17 protein-coding genes are annotated in these 15,808 nt (G+C 69.2%); 9 read left to right on the top strand and 8 right to left on the bottom strand.

Annotation, left to right across the window (positions count from 1 at the left end):
• Positions 1–32: 32 nt before the first annotated feature.
• Positions 33–1,580 carry an ABC transporter substrate-binding protein gene (locus L687_RS23415; RefSeq protein WP_021198222.1) on the bottom strand — a complete coding sequence of 516 codons (1,548 nt, stop codon included), beginning with the start codon at positions 1,578–1,580 and terminating at the stop codon, positions 33–35.
• A 165-nt stretch (positions 1,581–1,745) separates the two neighbouring features.
• On the opposite strand from L687_RS23415, the gene L687_RS23410 reads away from it, so the two are divergent.
• From L687_RS23410 to L687_RS23395, 4 genes are all read left to right on the top strand, one after another.
• The gene (locus tag L687_RS23410; RefSeq protein WP_029266345.1) at positions 1,746–2,648 is read left to right on the top strand and encodes a MurR/RpiR family transcriptional regulator; all 903 of its coding nucleotides are present in this window, start codon (positions 1,746–1,748) and stop codon (positions 2,646–2,648) included.
• On the top strand, positions 2,645–3,793 hold the full coding sequence (locus L687_RS23405; RefSeq protein WP_021198220.1) for an MFS transporter: 1,149 nt from the start codon (positions 2,645–2,647) through the stop codon (positions 3,791–3,793). The genes L687_RS23410 and L687_RS23405 overlap by 4 nt, the downstream gene beginning before the upstream one ends.
• Positions 3,794–3,929: 136 nt before the next feature.
• A complete protein-coding gene (locus tag L687_RS23400) occupies positions 3,930–4,169 on the top strand; it encodes a hypothetical protein (RefSeq protein ID WP_021198219.1) in 240 nt (79 codons plus the stop codon).
• Positions 4,170–4,173: 4 nt separating this feature from the next.
• Complete coding sequence (locus tag L687_RS23395; RefSeq protein WP_021198218.1) at positions 4,174–4,509, top strand: hypothetical protein; 336 nt, start codon at positions 4,174–4,176, stop codon at positions 4,507–4,509.
• A gap of 23 nt (positions 4,510–4,532) precedes the next feature.
• Here L687_RS23395 and L687_RS23390 read toward each other — a convergent pair whose 3' ends face one another.
• A complete protein-coding gene (locus L687_RS23390) occupies positions 4,533–5,435 on the bottom strand; it encodes an ROK family protein (protein ID WP_021198217.1) in 903 nt (300 codons plus the stop codon).
• Positions 5,432–5,992 carry an orotate phosphoribosyltransferase gene (pyrE, locus tag L687_RS23385; RefSeq protein ID WP_021198216.1) on the bottom strand — a complete coding sequence of 187 codons (561 nt, stop codon included), beginning with the start codon at positions 5,990–5,992 and terminating at the stop codon, positions 5,432–5,434. The genes L687_RS23390 and pyrE overlap by 4 nt, the downstream gene beginning before the upstream one ends.
• Before the next feature lie 182 nt (positions 5,993–6,174).
• Here pyrE and L687_RS23380 point away from each other — a divergent pair, with 182 nt between their 5' ends.
• Positions 6,175–7,035 (top strand): exodeoxyribonuclease III, encoded by an 861-nt coding sequence (locus L687_RS23380; protein ID WP_021198215.1) that lies wholly within the window; start codon positions 6,175–6,177, stop codon positions 7,033–7,035.
• 11 nt (positions 7,036–7,046) lie between these two features.
• The gene (locus L687_RS23375) at positions 7,047–7,856 is read left to right on the top strand and encodes a Cof-type HAD-IIB family hydrolase (RefSeq protein ID WP_031206662.1); all 810 of its coding nucleotides are present in this window, start codon (positions 7,047–7,049) and stop codon (positions 7,854–7,856) included.
• A 92-nt stretch (positions 7,857–7,948) separates the two neighbouring features.
• Here the strand turns inward: L687_RS23375 and L687_RS23370 are convergent, their stop codons facing one another.
• The 5 genes from L687_RS23370 to L687_RS23350 all read right to left on the bottom strand — a co-directional run bounded on the left by L687_RS23370 (position 7,949) and on the right by L687_RS23350 (position 12,490).
• Positions 7,949–8,383 carry a hypothetical protein gene (locus L687_RS23370; RefSeq protein ID WP_021198213.1) on the bottom strand — a complete coding sequence of 145 codons (435 nt, stop codon included), beginning with the start codon at positions 8,381–8,383 and terminating at the stop codon, positions 7,949–7,951.
• A gap of 141 nt (positions 8,384–8,524) precedes the next feature.
• A complete protein-coding gene (locus tag L687_RS23365) occupies positions 8,525–10,552 on the bottom strand; it encodes an MSCRAMM family protein (protein ID WP_167255300.1) in 2,028 nt (675 codons plus the stop codon).
• 156 nt (positions 10,553–10,708) lie between these two features.
• A complete protein-coding gene (locus L687_RS23360; protein WP_021198211.1) occupies positions 10,709–11,362 on the bottom strand; it encodes a dihydrofolate reductase family protein in 654 nt (217 codons plus the stop codon).
• Positions 11,359–12,051 (bottom strand): winged helix-turn-helix transcriptional regulator, encoded by a 693-nt coding sequence (locus L687_RS23355; protein ID WP_021198210.1) that lies wholly within the window; start codon positions 12,049–12,051, stop codon positions 11,359–11,361. The genes L687_RS23360 and L687_RS23355 overlap by 4 nt, the downstream gene beginning before the upstream one ends.
• A gap of 1 nt (position 12,052) precedes the next feature.
• On the bottom strand, positions 12,053–12,490 hold the full coding sequence (locus L687_RS23350) for a VOC family protein (protein WP_021198209.1): 438 nt from the start codon (positions 12,488–12,490) through the stop codon (positions 12,053–12,055).
• 150 nt (positions 12,491–12,640) lie between these two features.
• On the opposite strand from L687_RS23350, the gene L687_RS23345 reads away from it, so the two are divergent.
• The 3 genes from L687_RS23345 to L687_RS23335 form a co-directional block, all read left to right on the top strand.
• Entirely contained in the window at positions 12,641–13,906 is a 1,266-nt protein-coding gene (locus tag L687_RS23345; RefSeq protein ID WP_021198208.1) for a sensor histidine kinase, read from the top strand.
• Positions 13,903–14,583 (top strand): response regulator, encoded by a 681-nt coding sequence (locus L687_RS23340; protein ID WP_021198207.1) that lies wholly within the window; start codon positions 13,903–13,905, stop codon positions 14,581–14,583. The genes L687_RS23345 and L687_RS23340 overlap by 4 nt, the downstream gene beginning before the upstream one ends.
• A gap of 54 nt (positions 14,584–14,637) precedes the next feature.
• On the top strand, positions 14,638–15,808 hold a 1,171-nt coding region (locus L687_RS23335; RefSeq protein ID WP_021198206.1), incomplete at its 3' end, for a benzoate/H(+) symporter BenE family transporter.

Below are 15,808 nucleotides of genomic sequence, written 5' to 3'. Positions count from 1 at the left end.
GGGGCGCGGGGTGGCCGCGCCCCCTCGATCCGCTACTTGATGGAGGTGGTCCGCAGGTACTGCAGCGAGCCGTTCACCATCGGGACGAAGCCGTCGACGGTCGACGCGGTCGCCGTGTAGGTGTAGCTCGTGAACAGCCAGATCCACGCGGCGTTGTCCTCGAGGTTCTCCGAGACCTGCGCGTAGATGTCCTTCCGCTTGTCCGGGTCGGCTGTCTGGCGGCCCTCGGCGAACAGTGCGTCGAGCTCGGGCGAGGAGTAGCCGGCGACCTTGTTCAGGTTTCCGGTGCTCGTGAAGTACCGGCCGTACATGCCGTCGGGGTCGGGGCGACCGCCGTTGAGCGCGACCGCCGCGTCGAAGTCGGCCGCGATCCAGCGGTCGACGAACGCGCCCGACTCGAGCACCTCGAGGTCGAGCGTGATGTTCGCGTCCGCCAGCTGGGCCTTGAGGTTCTGCGCCTCGTTGACCGAGGTGGCGTACTCCCCCTGCGAGACGATCGTCTTGATGGTGACGCCGTCTTCCTTGCCCGCCTTCTTCAGGTACTCGGCGGCCTTGTCGAGGTCGCGCTCGGGGCACGGACGGGCATCCGGGTCGGACTTGTACGCGGGCGAAGTGATCGGGCCGGTGACCTCGCCCTCGCCGAGCGCAGCGGTGTCGAGCACCTCCTGACGGTCGATCGCGCACTGGATCGCGAGGCGCACGTTGACGTCGGTGAGGTCGCCGCGCGTGGCGTTCAGCTGCAGCGCGTGGTAGCTCAGCTGCGGGGTCGTGGCGACCTCCACATTGGCACCCTCGGCGGTCTGCGCGACCAGCGGGTCGTCGAACACGGCCAGCTGCACGTTGCCGGACTGCATCGCCGAGACGATCGACGACTCGTCGGGGATCACACGGAACTCGACGGTGTCGAGCAGCGCGGTGTCTCCCCAGTAGTCCTCGTTCTTGGCGAGCGTGATCGACTGGCTCGCCTTGCGGTCGTCGAGGATGAAGGGACCGGTGCCGTTCGGCGTGGTGTTCAGCCCCTCTTCGGTGTCGTCCGAGGACAGCATCGCCATGTTGATCACGGCGAGGTTCGCGGGGAGCGCGGCGTCGGGAGCGCTGAGGGTGAGGGTGACGGTCTTCTCGTCGGTGGCCTCGACCGCGGTGACCGAGGCGAGGGAGCTGCGCGCGACGGCGGCCGTCGCCTCAGCCGCGATCGCGTCGAGCGAGTACTTGACGTCTTCCGAACCGAAGGTGCTCCCGTCGGCGAACGTGACGCCCTCGCGCAGGTGGAAGGTCAGGGTGAGGCCGTCTTCGGAGACGTCCCACGACTCGGCGAGGCCGGGGACCACGTTGAGGTCCTCGTCGAACTCGGTCAGCGTGCCGTACAGGTTCTGCAGCACATTGACGGCCTGGAACTGGGTGGCCTTCCAGGGGAACAGGGTGTCCGGGTCGCTGGTGACGCCGATGACAAGGTCGCCGCCCGCCGCGCCCTCGGAGGGCTTCGGGTCGGATGCGGGTGCGGAACACCCGGTGATGACGAGGGCGAAGGCGAGGCCCGTCGCCGTGAGAGCGCCGAGTGACGCCCAGCGTGCTGTGCTCATTGCTGGATCCTCCTGAATGTGACGCGCCGCCGTGGCGTCGGGTCAGGCGCTGTTGCCTGCCGCCCCGTGAACGTCGTCGGTCGTGGTTGGTACCAAAAGTACACGAAGGTCACTACAGATGTAACAGAAGTTCCTCTACTGTTATGAACAGTGATCGGAGACCCCATGCCTCATGAAGCCGCCCGCGACGATGCCGGCGCACACCCCGTCCTCGTCCGCATGCGCGCGATCCGCCCCGAACTGCGTCCGAGTGAACAGCGCATCGCCGATCTGTTCCTCGCCGACCCTGCGGGCACCGCCGGCCTCTCCGTCGCCGAGCTCGCCCAGCGCTGCGACACCTCGACCACCTCGGTCGTGCGGTTCTGCAAACGCCTCGGATACGAGCACGTGCGCGAGCTGCGCAACCACGTGCTGCGCGACGTCGAGCGCGAGACCTTCGACACGGCCGCGCTCCCCGCCGTCTCCGGCGACATCGACCGCAATGACACCCTGACCGACATCGTCGCGAAGGTGTCGCTCGCCGAGACGCTCTCCCTCGCCGACACCGCCAAGGTGCTCGACACCGATTCGCTGCGGGCCTCGGTCGACGCCATCACCTCGTCGACCAGGGTCGACATCTTCGGTGTGGGCGCGAGCTCCATCGTCGGACTCGACCTGCAGCGCAAGCTCACCCGTATCGGACGCACGGCGCTGGAGTGGTCGGACCCGCACGCGGCATGGACCTCGGCGGCGACGCTCGGCCCCGGCAATGTCGCGATCGCGGTGTCGCACACCGGCGCCACCACCGACACGATCGAGTTCCTGCTGCTCGCCCGGCAGGCCGGAGCGACCACCATCGCGATCACGAACCACGCCGGCGCACCGCTGGCCGATCAGGCCGACATCGTGCTGACGACGGCCGCCCGTGAGACCGGCTTCCGCTCCGGCGCGCTCGGCAGCCGGATCGCCCAGCTCATGGTGGTCGACTGCATCTTCATCGGCGTCGCCCAATCGAACTACGACCGCTCGATGGAGGCGCTGCGCGACACGTTCGCCGCCGTGCACCGCGTGCGGACGGCGGGGGCGTGACCGACGGGATCCTACGCGCGCGGACGGGACTGTTCACCGCCTTCGCGGGTCTCGGGGTCACGGCCGCGTTCGTTCCCGCCATCCTCCCCTCCGCCGAGCGGACGATCGCGGCCGACCTCAGCGCCGCCGTGCCCGCGCTGTTCGCCGGGCTCCTGGTCGGGGTGCTGGCGTCGAGTCCGCTCCTGATGCGCCGGCCTCCGCGCACCGTGCTGATGCTCGGCAGCGCCCTCCAGGCCGCCGCGATCGTCGCCGTGGCCCTGGCCGGCACGCCCGCCGTGTTCATCGCCGCGGCTGTCGTCGCCGGGTTCGGGTTCGGATTGGTCGAGGCCTCCGGGTCGGTCGCCGCGAAGTCCCTGTCGGTCGGCAGCGCGACGGGTCTGCTCAGCGCACTGCTCGGCACGGTGGCCGTCTGCGCCGCCGTCACCCCGCTGATCGTCGCCGCCGGCTCGGGTGTGCGTGCGACGCTCGGCATCCTGGCGGTCGTTCCGCTGCTCACGATCGCGATGCTCACGGGGTCGGTGTCGCCGGATGCCCGCACCGCAGCTCCCGCGCGCCGCGACCTCCGCGGGCTGCTCGTGCTCCTGCCGTTCGCCGTCGCCCTCCCCCTCTACGTCGGCGTCGAGACCGTGCTCTCCGGCTGGTCGGCCGTGATCCCCGAGCGGATCCTCGGGGTCGACCCCGGCCTCGCCGCGCTGGGGACCTCGGCGTTCTGGACGCTGATGGCCGTCGGTCGCTTCGGCGCGGCGGCCCTGCGCCGTCTCTCCGTGTCACCGATCGCGATCCTCATCACCGCCACGGGCGCCGCCGCGATCCTGATGGCGGTCGCAGGACTGCTGGTGGCGTCCGCACCCGCGGGGGCACTCGTCGCATTGGCCGCCGTGGTCGTGCTCCTCGCCCCGAGCTACGGGCTCATCCTGGGCCTCGCGCTCGACCACCTCGACCCCGCTCGCAGCGCCGCGGTGACCGGCGCCCTCGTCGCGTGCGGAGCCGTGGGCGGCACCTTCGTGCCCGCCCTGATCCTCCTGATCGGTCGAGACCCGGCATCGAGCACGACGTTCCTCGTGTCCGCCGCCCTGTGCGCGCTCGTCCCGATGCTCGTGCTGGTCGCCGCACGATCGCCCCGGCCGACACCTGCTGCGGACTGACCTCCTCTCCACATCTCGCGGCGCCGGCAACCTCTTCACAGATGCTGGAATACCGGCGCACACAGGGGCGACTGCGGCGTAACCTCGCTGACATACCTATCCGCAGCACACCCATCGGCAGTAAAGGAGAGCGCGCGTGTCCACCGAGGTCCTCACGATCGTCCTCAGCGCGATCGGCGTCGCGCTGACGATCACCACGGGCCTCTTCGCCGCCGGCACCTGGATGGTCCGCCGCATCGACGACAGGATCGACGCGGTCGACGAGAAGCTCAGTGCCCGCATCGACGCTGTGGCCGCCGACGTCACCGACCTCAAGATCTCCGTCGCCCGCCTCGAAGGACCCCAACGACACCTGCTCACCACGGGAAGAGGATGAGACCGTGACCACCGAGACCCTCACGATCGTCCTCAGCGCCATCGGCATCGTGCTCACCCTCGGCACCAGCCTCTTCGCCGCCGGCGCCTGGATGGTCCGCCGGGTCGACGACCGCTTCGACACGGTGGAGCAGAAGCTGACCGACCGCATCGACGCCGTCGACGAGAAGCTCAGCGCACGCATCGATGCCGTCGACGAGAAGCTGACGGCTCGCATCGACGCCGTCGATGAGAAGCTCAGTGCCCGCATCGACGCTGTGGCCGCCGACGTCACCGACCTCAAGATCTCCGTCGCCCGCCTCGAAGGACCACCACGACATCTGCTCGCGGCGCGCGGCTGATCAGCGCGTGCGGACGGACCTCCCTACCGCAGCACGAGGGCGGCGGCGCCGATGAGCGGCCCCTCGTCACCGAGCCCCGAGCGCACGACCCGGGTGCGACGCGAGTACTCATGCGCCGCGCTGCCGGTCAGAGCCTGCTGCACGAGGTCGATGTAGTCCGCCGACACCCGCGAGAATCCGCCGCCGATGGCGACCACGTCGAGGTCGACGAGGGTGGCGGCATCCGCGAGAGCCTCTCCCACCTCGCGCGCCGAACGTTCGATCGCCGCCCGCGCGACGAGGTCACCGGCAGCCGCATCCCGTGCGAGGTCTTCACCCGTGGCGCCTGTCCATCCCTGCTTCTGCGCCCAGGCTGCGCTCGCCGGCCCCGAGGCGATCTCCTCGAGCGTCAGACCGCCCTCGCGGCGCACCTGACCGAGGTGGCCGGCATTGCCGGTAGCGCCGGGAATATATGCGCCGTTCGCAACGAATCCCCCGCCGACCCCCGTCGAGACGACGATCGACAGCGAGGCACCGGCCCCCTGCGTGGCCCCGAGCCACGACTCGGCGAGCGCGAGTGCACCACCGTCGTGACCGAGCACGGTGGGCACGTCGCTCCCCATGACCGTGGATGCCGCCGCACGGACCGACTCCTCGAGCCTGAAACCACGCGCCAGAGGCATGTTCACGGGCATGATCGCGCCGGCGGTGCGGTCGATGGGGCCGGCGCTGCCGACTCCCGCTCCGACGAGCAGGGCGTCCGCGGGCAGAGCCGCGAGAGCATGTTCGACGATCGCGACCACCGAGGCGTCGAGCGACGCGAGTGTCGCTTCGCGACCGGTCGCCTGCCGGCTCCGGCTGCCCTCGACGAGCACGCCGTCCTCCGCGACGAGCGCGGCCTCCATCTTGGTGCCGCCGACGTCGACGGCCAGGGCGTAGCGGGTCACTGCGGGTCGAGTCCGAGATCGTCGAGGTCGAAGGCCGCGCGCCACTCGAGGCCCTCGGCTTCGATCGCCGCCTGCGCACCGGTCTTGCGGTCGACGATCACGGCGACGGCGACGATCTCGGCGCCTTCCTTGCGCAGGGCTTCGACGGCCTTGAGCGCCGACTGCCCGGTGGTCGAAGTGTCTTCGAGCACGACGACGCGCTTGCCCTTGACATCGGCGCCTTCGATCTGGCGGCCGCGGCCGTGGTCCTTCGGCTCCTTGCGCACGACGAACGCGTCGAGCGGAGTGCCGGCGGCGACCGAGGCGTGCAGCACCGAGTTCGCGATCGGGTCGGCGCCGAGCGTGAGCCCGCCGACGGCCACGACATCGAGGTCGCCGATCAGGTCGAGCATGATGCGGCCGATCGCGGGAGCGGCACGGTGGTCCAGCGTGAGCTTGCGCATGTCGACGTAGTACGTCGCCTTCTTGCCGCTGGAGAGGGTGAAGTCGCCGTGGAACACCGCCTCGTCCTTGATGAGGTCGAGGAGTGTCTGGCGGTCTGCGTCGAGTGCGGTCACGGCATCCAGTGTAGAAGCCTGGGACGCACTGCGCGGAGGCATGAGGTTTGACCGGATGCATGAACTCCCGGCCTTGCGGCTCATGCATCCGTCCGGCGGTCATGCAGGTGACCGCCATACAGGTCGCGGGCGACGGACCCAGCGCGGGCTCGTGTGTCGGATCTCGCAACTAGGCTGGAGGCATGCGCTTGGCCACCTGGAACGTCAACTCCATCCGCACCCGCGTCACCCGCACCGTCGAGTTCGCCGTCCGAGAAGACATCGATGTGCTGGCGATGCAGGAGATCAAGTGCAAGCCCGAGCAGTTCCCCTACGGGCCGTTCGAAGAGGCCGGCTACCACGTCGAGGTGCACGGCCTGAATCAGTGGAACGGCGTCGCGATCGCGAGCCGCCTGCCCGTCACCGATGTGCGCACGTCGTTCGAGGGCATGCCGGGCTTCGCGAAGGGGCATGAGGGGCCGGATGCTCCGCTCGAGGCCCGCGCGCTCGGCGTGATGGTCGACGGGGTTCGGGTGTGGAGCCTGTACGTGCCGAACGGCCGCTCCCTCGAAGACCCGCACTATCTCTACAAGCTGCATTGGTTGGAGCAGCTGAAGAAGTCGACGGCCGCCGAGCTGTCGGCGAACCCCGACCTGCCGCTGGCCCTGGTCGGCGACTTCAACATCATTCCGTTCGACGTCGACAACGGCGATCCCGACATCGTGATCGGCCGGTCCACCCATGTCTCTCCGCAGGAGCGCGACGCGTTCTTCGCGTTCCAGGATGCCGGGGTGACCGACGTCGTGCGCCCGCTGATACCCGAAGGCTTCACCTATTGGGACTATCAGCGCCTGAAGTTCCCGCGCAACGAGGGCGTGCGCATCGACTTCGTGCTCGGCTCGCGCACGCTGGCCGAGGCCGTGCAGGGCGCGTCCATCCACCGCGACGAGCGCAAGGGCGAGCAGCCCAGTGATCACGTTCCCGTGGTCGTCGACCTCGATAGCCGCCGTCTCGGAACCGGCGGCGCCGATGACGACGACGACATGCCGATGATCTTCTCCTGAATGTCGACCCCATGAGAGTGCGCCTGATCGCCACCGATCTCGACGGCACCCTTCTCGATTCGACATCGATCGTCACCCCACGCACCCGCGCGGCTCTCGACGCCGCGCGCGCCCGTGGCATCCACGTCGTGCCGGTCACCGCCCGTCAGCCGATCGGGCTGCGGGCCATCGCGGCGGATGCCGGGTTCGACGGCTGGGCGCTGTGCAGCAACGGTGCGTACGCGGTGCGCCTCGACGACGGGCGGATGCTGTTCGCTGAAGAGCTTCCGCCCGAGACGATCCGCACTCTGGCCGAGGCTCTGCGCGCGAGCATCCCCGGCCTGCTGTTCGCAAGTGTGCGCGACGCGGGCGAGACGTTCGTCGCTCAGGACGGCTACGCGGCGATCGCCGCTCTCGCCGACCACAAGCGGGATCCCGCGACGATGGGCGGCGTGCCTCTGGAGCAGGTGCTCGCCGCTCCCAGCCTGAAGTTCGTGATCCGACACCCCGAGCTCGCGCCCGACGCGCTGTTCGACGTGGTGCGCTCACTCGGACTCACCGGCTTCGAGGCCACGCTCTCCGGAGCCCCGTTCGTCGAGGTCATGGCCGAGGGCGTCACCAAGGCGACGGGCCTCGCCCGGCTCTGCGACCACCTCGGCATCGACCGCGCCGACGTGGTGGCCTTCGGCGATGCGCTCAACGACGTCGAGATGCTCCGCTGGGCAGGTCACGGGGTCGCGATGGCCGACGCCGAACCGCTCGTGTTGGATGCGGCCGACGAGACGACCACCTCGAACGACGACGACGGTGTGGCACGAGTGATCGAGCGGCTGCTCGACTGACACGATGTTGCCCGACTGGTCATCGCCTCGGGCCCGTGCCTGAGCCTGGCCGCCGAGATCCATGGCGACGGATCACTTCTCGATCTCGAGGCTCAGGGTGTTTCTCTCGGGCGCACCCAGACCGTTCTCGTGAACTCCCAATCGAGATCTCGCTCTCGAGGCGAACGACCGCACACATACTCGACCGCGTAGGCATCTCCCCACGGGTTTCCGTCATACGGGCACCGATGCTCTTCTCGGTCGTTCGGCATGGCCCAGTATTCACGGGAGAAAACATAGAGGGACGGCGGCTCGTACGGGTCCAGAACCGGAACCCTGTCCAGCGACGGCAGCTCCGTTTCCAGCGTGACGCTGTCTCCCCAGGGAAGAGCGAGACGTGCTTCCATTCCCGACGGCAGCCTCCGGTCGCACGACGACAACACCTCAAGGCTCGCTTGGATATCGAACCCACCATCGGGGGTCTCGCCGAGGATCTCGTCCAGGTGGTCGACCACGAACAGACGTGTCGCCGGGTCGATCCTCGCCACGCTTTGTGCTACCCATTCAGACACACGTTGCTCGTTCACAAGGAATGCCCCGTCCCGCGAATCATCGCGCCTCCACGCTGTCCGAGTGCCGGTGGTGCCGCTCTCGGATCACCGGTGATCGAGACGGTTCCCGGCTGAGTCTCAGCTCTCGACGCGGCGACGCCGCACGAGCAGCCCACCCATCATGGCCAGGACGACGCCGATCACCACGATCGCGATCGGAGCCTCGAGACCGGTGGTGGCCAGCCCTGCGCCCGGTGCCGCCGCGGCTCCTCCGGCCTGACCACCCGTCCCCGCTGCCGCGGTGACGGTCAGCGCCGTGCGGGAGATCACCGTCGTGCCTGACAGCGCCACCAAGGTGTGCGCACCGGCCGGTACGTTCGCAGGAATACGCAACGTGCCCTGAAGTGCACCGTCCGCGTCGGCAGTCAGCGTCCCGAGCGCGATCGGGTCGGAGTGCAGCTCGAATGCGATCGTCGCTCCCGGCGTGAACCCCGTGCCCGAGATGGTGATGTCATTCCCGGCGCGGATCGATCCTGCGCCGAGCGCGAGGGCGGGCCCCGGCTGCGGCTCAGGATTCGCGACCGCGACGAGGGTGAAGTCGATCCCCGACACGGGAGCGCCCACGGTCACGACGACGGGAGTCGCCTGCGCCGCCGTGGCGACGCCGTCGTAGAACTGAGGCTGCGCGGTCGTTGTGCTGTCGTTGTAGAAGTTGGCCGAGGCCTTCAGGATGAACGACCCTTCAGGAAGGGCGAGCGAATACGCGCCGGTCTGAAGATCAGCGAAGGTCGTGCCGACGATCTCGTTTCCGGACCAGGCCTCGACGATGACCTCTCTCCCCTCACTGCTGTCGAGAGAGACCGTGCCGGTCACGAGGGCAGCCGCGTCGAGTTCCGCGTCGATTCCGACGACGTTCGCACCGGACGTCACCGTGACAGGGTTCGCGGTCCCCGCCGTGTAGGCGTCGGCCCAGTACTCGGCTCGCAGACCGGGCTCATACGGCGCGAAGTGCACGCGATAGGTGCCAGGCGCGACGGCCACCTGATAGGTGCCGTCGTTCGCGACGCCGAGGAAGTATGCGTGACTGCTGTCCTCCACATCGGCGACGGTGATAGCGGTGAGTGCACGAGAGCCGTCTGCGCTCTTGGTCACCGAACCGCTGATGTACCCGACCGAGTCAAGAGCCGCGTTCACCCCGGCGGTCGTCTGCAGTTCACCGACGGCGACGACCTTCGCAGCGTTGAAGCTGTACGCGTTCTCCCAGTACTCCGTGACGAGTCCGGGAGCGGGCGCGCCGAACTGCACGCGATACGAACCGGCAGGAAGTCCGCCGACAACGTACGCGCCGGCAGGGTTGGTGCGCGCGAAGGCGACGATCTCTCCGTTCGCATCGAGCGCGTTCACCGTGACGTTTGCGAGAGGCGCGCCGTCATCGGCGCGCGTGACGACGCCGGCGATCGCGCCCCCGGCCACGAGGGAGGCATCGATGCCGGAGACAGCTTCTCCCTCGGCGAGGACGACAGGGGTCGCCTGGGAGTAGTCGAAGGCGTTCTGCCAATACTCGCGCTTCAGATCGGTTCCCTCCGGCTGGAACCTCACGATGTACGAGCCGGCGGGGAGGGCGTTGAGAGTGTAAGTGCCGGACGCATCGGTGAAGCCCGATGCCCAGGCCGTGCCGGGGCCGGTCACCGAGACGGCGATGCCCGAAACCGGTGTCCCGTCGTCCTCGCGGGTGACCGTTCCGGTGATAGACGCCGAGGGCGCGGGGGCGAGCGCGGCGTCGATGCCCGTCGCCGCAGACCCGTTCGTCACCGTGACGCGCTGCGCGCCGAGTGAGTCGCTGGCGTTGTTCCAGTACTCCGTGGCGAAGCTGCGGTCCGGCGCAGAGAAGCGGACCAGGTAGGTTCCGTCGGCCAGGCCGGTGAGCGTATATCCGCCAGTCGCATCGGTGACGGCGTCGGACCGGCCGAGCGCGCCATCTCGCTGTGCGGAGACCTGGATGCCCGCCAGCGCCGCTCCTCCGACGTCGGCCGTCACCGTCCCGGACATCGAACCCGTTGGCGCGGGATCTTCCGCCGCCACGACGGCTGTCGCACCTCCCAGGGCGATCGCGATCGCCGCCATTCCGCCCAGCACAGCCCGCAGCATCCCGCGTCGTCGCGTCATTCTTCTCACCTTGCGAGGGAGTCCGTTCGCTCGGTGATCCCACCGTCGCGTACAGTCTCGATTCATCCGCCGATCGCCGGCAGCTTTCCTCTCGAACCTAGAGGATCAGCACATAGGAAGGGAATAGTCGATACACGGGAGTTACCCCCCTCGTGATCACTCGAACGTCCCGACCTCCGGCACCCTATCGGTGCGCCCGTACCGGAGCAGGGTCACACCCGCCTCGTCGGTGATCGGCGGATCCAGCAACCGCAGCACGCTCGGCATCGCGTCGTCATCGAACACCTTCTTGCCCGCGCCCAGCAGCAGCGGATAGACCCAGAGGTTGAGCTCGTCGAAGAGTCCCTCTGCGAGCAGGGTGTGCACGAAATCGATGCTGCCGATCACGTGCACTTCGCGGTGGGCCGCCCGCATCGCGGCCACCTCGGCAGCCAGATCGGCACCGACGCGCGTGCTGCCCTCCCAGTCGAGTGCGAGTTCGGCATTCCGCGTCGCCACGTACTTCGGCACCCGGTTGAAGAGCGTGCCGATGGCGCCCGACTCCCCCTCGGTGTGCTGTGGCCAGTACGAGGCGAAGATGTCGTAGGTGCGGCGCCCGAGCAGCAGCGCGTCGAGCCCGCGCATGCCCTTCTCGATCTCGGGACCGACCCCGGAGGAGGGATACCCGGCCTGCCAGCCGCTGAAGCGGAAGCCGCCGGAGGTGTCCTCGTCGGTGCCGCCGGGGCCCTGGGCGACGCCGTCGAGAGAGGTGAAGAGATCGATCAGGATCCGGCCGGATGCCTGTTGTTCATCGGGATATTGGCTGTTCATGTCGTGCTCCCTACTGTCAGTCGTGCGATGCGGAAGGTGTCGGCGAACGAGTCCAGCAGCGATTCGTCGCCCCGGACGACCGCGACGATGTCCTGCGCGAGGGCCTCCGCCGGGGTGACCTCGCCGCCGATGAGGCGACGGATGCCGGGCCCGGCGACGATCACCGCGTCCGGAGCGCCGTCGGGAAGACGTCCGCCGACCGGCGGCGCCGGCGGCGTGATCTGCGCGACGCGGAGCTCGCCGTCGTGCACGGATGCACGGAGGGCGACGTCGCCGACATGCAGCTCGTACTCGGCATCCACGGCGGATTCCTCCTGGAACGCCGTGCGCAAGGCCATCGTGAGCGAGTCGGGCGTGACGACGTCACCCTCTGCGGGATCGCCCATCGCCTGGAAACCCCAGCGTCCGAGCGCGAGCATGATCGGCTCGAACGAGCGGCCGTAGGGGGTGAGCTCGTACACCAGGCCGCAGTTCAGCAGCGGCACCCGGCGCACGACCCCACCCTCCTGCAACTCCTTCAACCGGGTGGACAGGATGTTGGTCGGGATGCGCGGCAGGCCCTGTTTGAGGTCGGTGTAGCGACGGGGCCCGACGAGCAGATCGCGGACGATGAGCAGCGCCCACCGCTCCCCGATCAGCTCGACGGCCGTCGTCACGCCGCAGTACTGGCCGTAGCTGCGCGCCGCCATGTCAGACCGACGCGGCGGTGTCGCCCACGTGGTCCGGGCCGTTCTCGACGGCCTCGGGGGTCATGTACAGGAAGCCGAGCGAGTTGCCGTCCGGGTCGTCGAGGTCGCGCGAGTACATGAAGCCGTAGTCCTGCACGGGCTTCGGCTCGGTGCCGCCGGCGGCCAGACCCTTCTCGAGAATCGCATCGACCTCGTCACGCGAGTCCTGACTGAAGGCCACGGAGACCTGCACGACCTCGTTCGGGTCGGCGATCGGCTTGTCGGTGAACGTGGCGAAGAACTCGCGCTTGAGCACCATGAAGTAGATGTCCTCGCTCCACACGATGCATGCGGCGTTCTCATCGGTGAACTGGGGGCTGATCTCGCAGCCGAGCGCGGTGTAGAACGCCTTGGCGCGGTCGAGGTCGCTGGTGGGCAGGTTGACGAACACCTTGGTCATGATGACTCCTCCGGAGATGCGAGCCCATCGGTCGGTGAGCCCTTTCGTGACCAGCTTGCAAAAAACAACTAAGCTTGTCAATAGCAAGTAACAATTCGGTCCCCCGTGCGGGGGATGCGGTCGGAACGGGCCCCGCCCTACGGTGGAGGGATGCCCGCAGCCCCGTTCCTCCGCACGCCGACTGAGCGCGAGCGGCGCAGCGACATCCTGCTCGCCGCCGTCATGTTCGTCGGGGCCGTGCTGAGCGCTGCACTCTCCTCGATCGCCGAGATGTACGGCGATGAGCAGGCGCCGCTGTGGACGGCCCTCGTGTACGCGGCGGTCGTCACTGCTCCCCTGGCCGTCCGCCGCCGCTGGCCCGGCACGGTCGCCGTCATCGTGGTCGCCGCCTACTTCACCGCCGTGACGATCCGGATCCCTGAGATCTATGTCGGCAACATCGCGATGTTCATCGCCATCTACACGGCAGGCGCCTGGATGAACAACCGCCGGCGCGCGATCATCGTGCGCGTCGGGATCATCGTGAGCATGTTCGTGTGGCTGCTGATCACGATGTACCGCGATGCGATCAACGAAGCCGACAAGGCGGATGTGATCGCCGGGGCCATGTCGCCGTACGTCGCCTTCATGCTCATCCAGCTGCTGCTGAACGTGCTCTACTTCGGTGGGGCGTACTACTTCGGCGAGCGCTCCTGGGCTGCGGCCAGCCAACTGGCGGTTCTCGAGCAGCGCACGGCCGAGCTGGAGCGCGAGCGGGAGGTCACCGCTGCTCAGGCCGTCGCCCTCGACCGGGTGCGCATCGCGCGCGAGCTGCACGACGTCGTCGCCCACCACGTATCGGTCATGGGCGTGCAGGCGGGAGCCGCCCGCCTGGTGCTGGAACGGGACCCCGCGGAGTCCGCGCGCATCCTCACCGGGATCGAGGGATCGGCACGCGACGCCATCCACGAGCTGCGGCAACTGCTCGAGACTCTGCGGGCCCCCGGCGGGGAGACCACCGATGCCGCCTCCACCCTCGTCCTCGACGACATCGCCGAACTCGTCGACGCCTCGACCGAGGCGGGACTGCCGACCGCGTACACGGTCATCGGCGACCCCGCGCCCGTCCCTTCGCTCGTCGCCGTGAACCTGTACCGCATAGCGCAGGAGTCCCTCACGAACGCCCGCCGTCACGCCGGCCCCGACGCGACAGCCGACGTGCGCGTGCGCTACGACGACGACGGCGTCGAGATCGAGATCGTGAACACGGGGCGCCCGGTCGCCCAGCTTCGGCCCGGGCTCGGCCAGCTCGGGATGCGGGAACGCGCCGCGGCCTCCGGAGGCACGCTCGAGGTGATCCCCCGGCCGTTCGGCGGCCTGCGCGTGCGCGCCCGCGTGCCCTTTCCCGTCGCGAGCGAATCGAGCAGGAACCGATGAACGATCCGATCCGTGTCCTGCTCGTCGACGACCATGCCCTGCTGCGCGCCGGCTTCCGCACGATCCTCGACACCCAGCCCGACATCACCGTGGTCGGCGAGGCATCATCGGGTGCTGAGGCCGTCGCCAAGGCATCTGCCCTCCGTCCCGACGTCATCATGATGGACGTGCAGATGCCCGACATGGACGGTATCGAGGCGACCGGACGTATCGTCGCCGACCCGGAGGTCGACGCGGCCATCGCGATCGTGACGACCTTCGATCGCGACGACTACCTGTACCGTGCTCTGGATGCCGGGGCCGGTGGATTCCTGCTCAAGAACGCCGGCGCGGAGGATCTGATCTCAGCCGTCCGGGCGCTCGCCGCCGGTGACGGCATGCTCGCCCCCGAGGTGACCCGCCGCGTGCTGGCACGTTTCGCCGCGACGCCTGCTCCGGCGGCGGCCGCGACCACGAACAGCGGCGTGTCGAACGTCACGCTCGCCGAGCCCCTCACCGAGCGCGAGGCCGAAGTGCTGACGCTGCTCGCCGATGCCCGAAGCAACGCCGAGATCGCGCAGGCGCTGTTCATCGGCGAGGCCACCGTGAAGACACACGTCTCGCGCATCCTCCAGAAGCTGGGCGCCCGCGATCGCGTGCAGGCGGTCGTGCTCGCGCACCGCATGGGTCTCGCCTAGCGCGGCACCCCCTGATCCGCGGCGCCCCTCCGTCTCCGCGATACCCTCGGAGCCATGCCCGAAGCCGCACCCCTGTCCCGCCCGATCCTGGCGGGGGTGGTGACGGCACTCGTCGGATTCACCAGCTCGTTCGCGGTGGTGCTGACCGGGCTCGACGCGGTCGGGGCGAACGCGGCGCAGGCGGCGAGCGGGCTTCTCGCGGCCAGCCTCACGATGGGTCTGGCCTGCGTGGTGCTCGCATGGCGGTATCGGATGCCGATCACGGTCGCCTGGTCGACTCCGGGAGCCGCCCTGCTCGTCGCCACGGGCACCGTCGAGGGTGGATGGCCGGCAGCGGTCGGCGCTTTCCTGGTGACCGCCGCACTCATCCTGCTCACCGCGCTGTGGCCGGCCCTCGGCGCGCTGATCGCCCGCATCCCTCCGTCGATCGCGCAGGCGATGCTCGCCGGCGTGCTGCTGCCCCTGTGCCTGGCCCCGATCACCGGGATCGTCGCGAACCCCTGGGGCGTGGCGCCGGTCGTGCTCACGTGGCTGGTGTTCGCGCGCCTCGCACCGCGCTGGGCGGTGCCACTGGCCTTCGTCGCCGCCGCCGTCGTGGTCGCGGTGTCGCTGACGATGGAGCATGCGACCTTCGACCCCGCGCTGCTGCTCCCGCGCCTCGAGTTCACTGCACCCACGTTCACGGTCGGCGCGCTCGTCGGCCTCGCACTGCCGCTGTTCATCGTGACGATGGCGTCGCAGAACGTGCCGGGCGTCGCGATCATGCGCAGCTTCGGATACGAGGTGCCGTGGCGTCCCGCCATGCTGGTCACCGGGGTCGGCACGGCACTGGGAGCGACGGCGGGCGGGCACGCCATCAACCTCGCCGCCATCAGCGCGGCACTCGCCGCCTCGCCGGATGCCGACCCCGACCCGAAGAGGCGGTGGGTCGCCGGGGTCTCGACCGGGGCCTCATACCTCGTCCTCGCGGTCTTCTCGGCCGCCTTCGCCGCTCTGGTGGTGCTCGCGCCGACGGCCGTGATCCCGGCCGTCGCCGGTCTGGCGCTGTTCGCCGCGTTCGGCTCATCGGTGCAGCAGGCGATCGACGAGCCGGGCGAACGGATCCCCGCCGTGGTGACCTTCCTGGTGGCCGCATCCGGGATCGCCGTGCTCGGGGTCAGCGCCGCGTTCTGGGCCCTCCTCGCCGGACTCCTCGTCCGCACGGTGCTCCACACCTGTCTCTTAT

Source organism: Microbacterium maritypicum MF109, from assembly GCF_000455825.1.
Classification (GTDB): domain Bacteria; phylum Actinomycetota; class Actinomycetes; order Actinomycetales; family Microbacteriaceae; genus Microbacterium; species Microbacterium maritypicum_A.
This window is presented reverse-complemented; position numbering and strand designations above follow the sequence as displayed.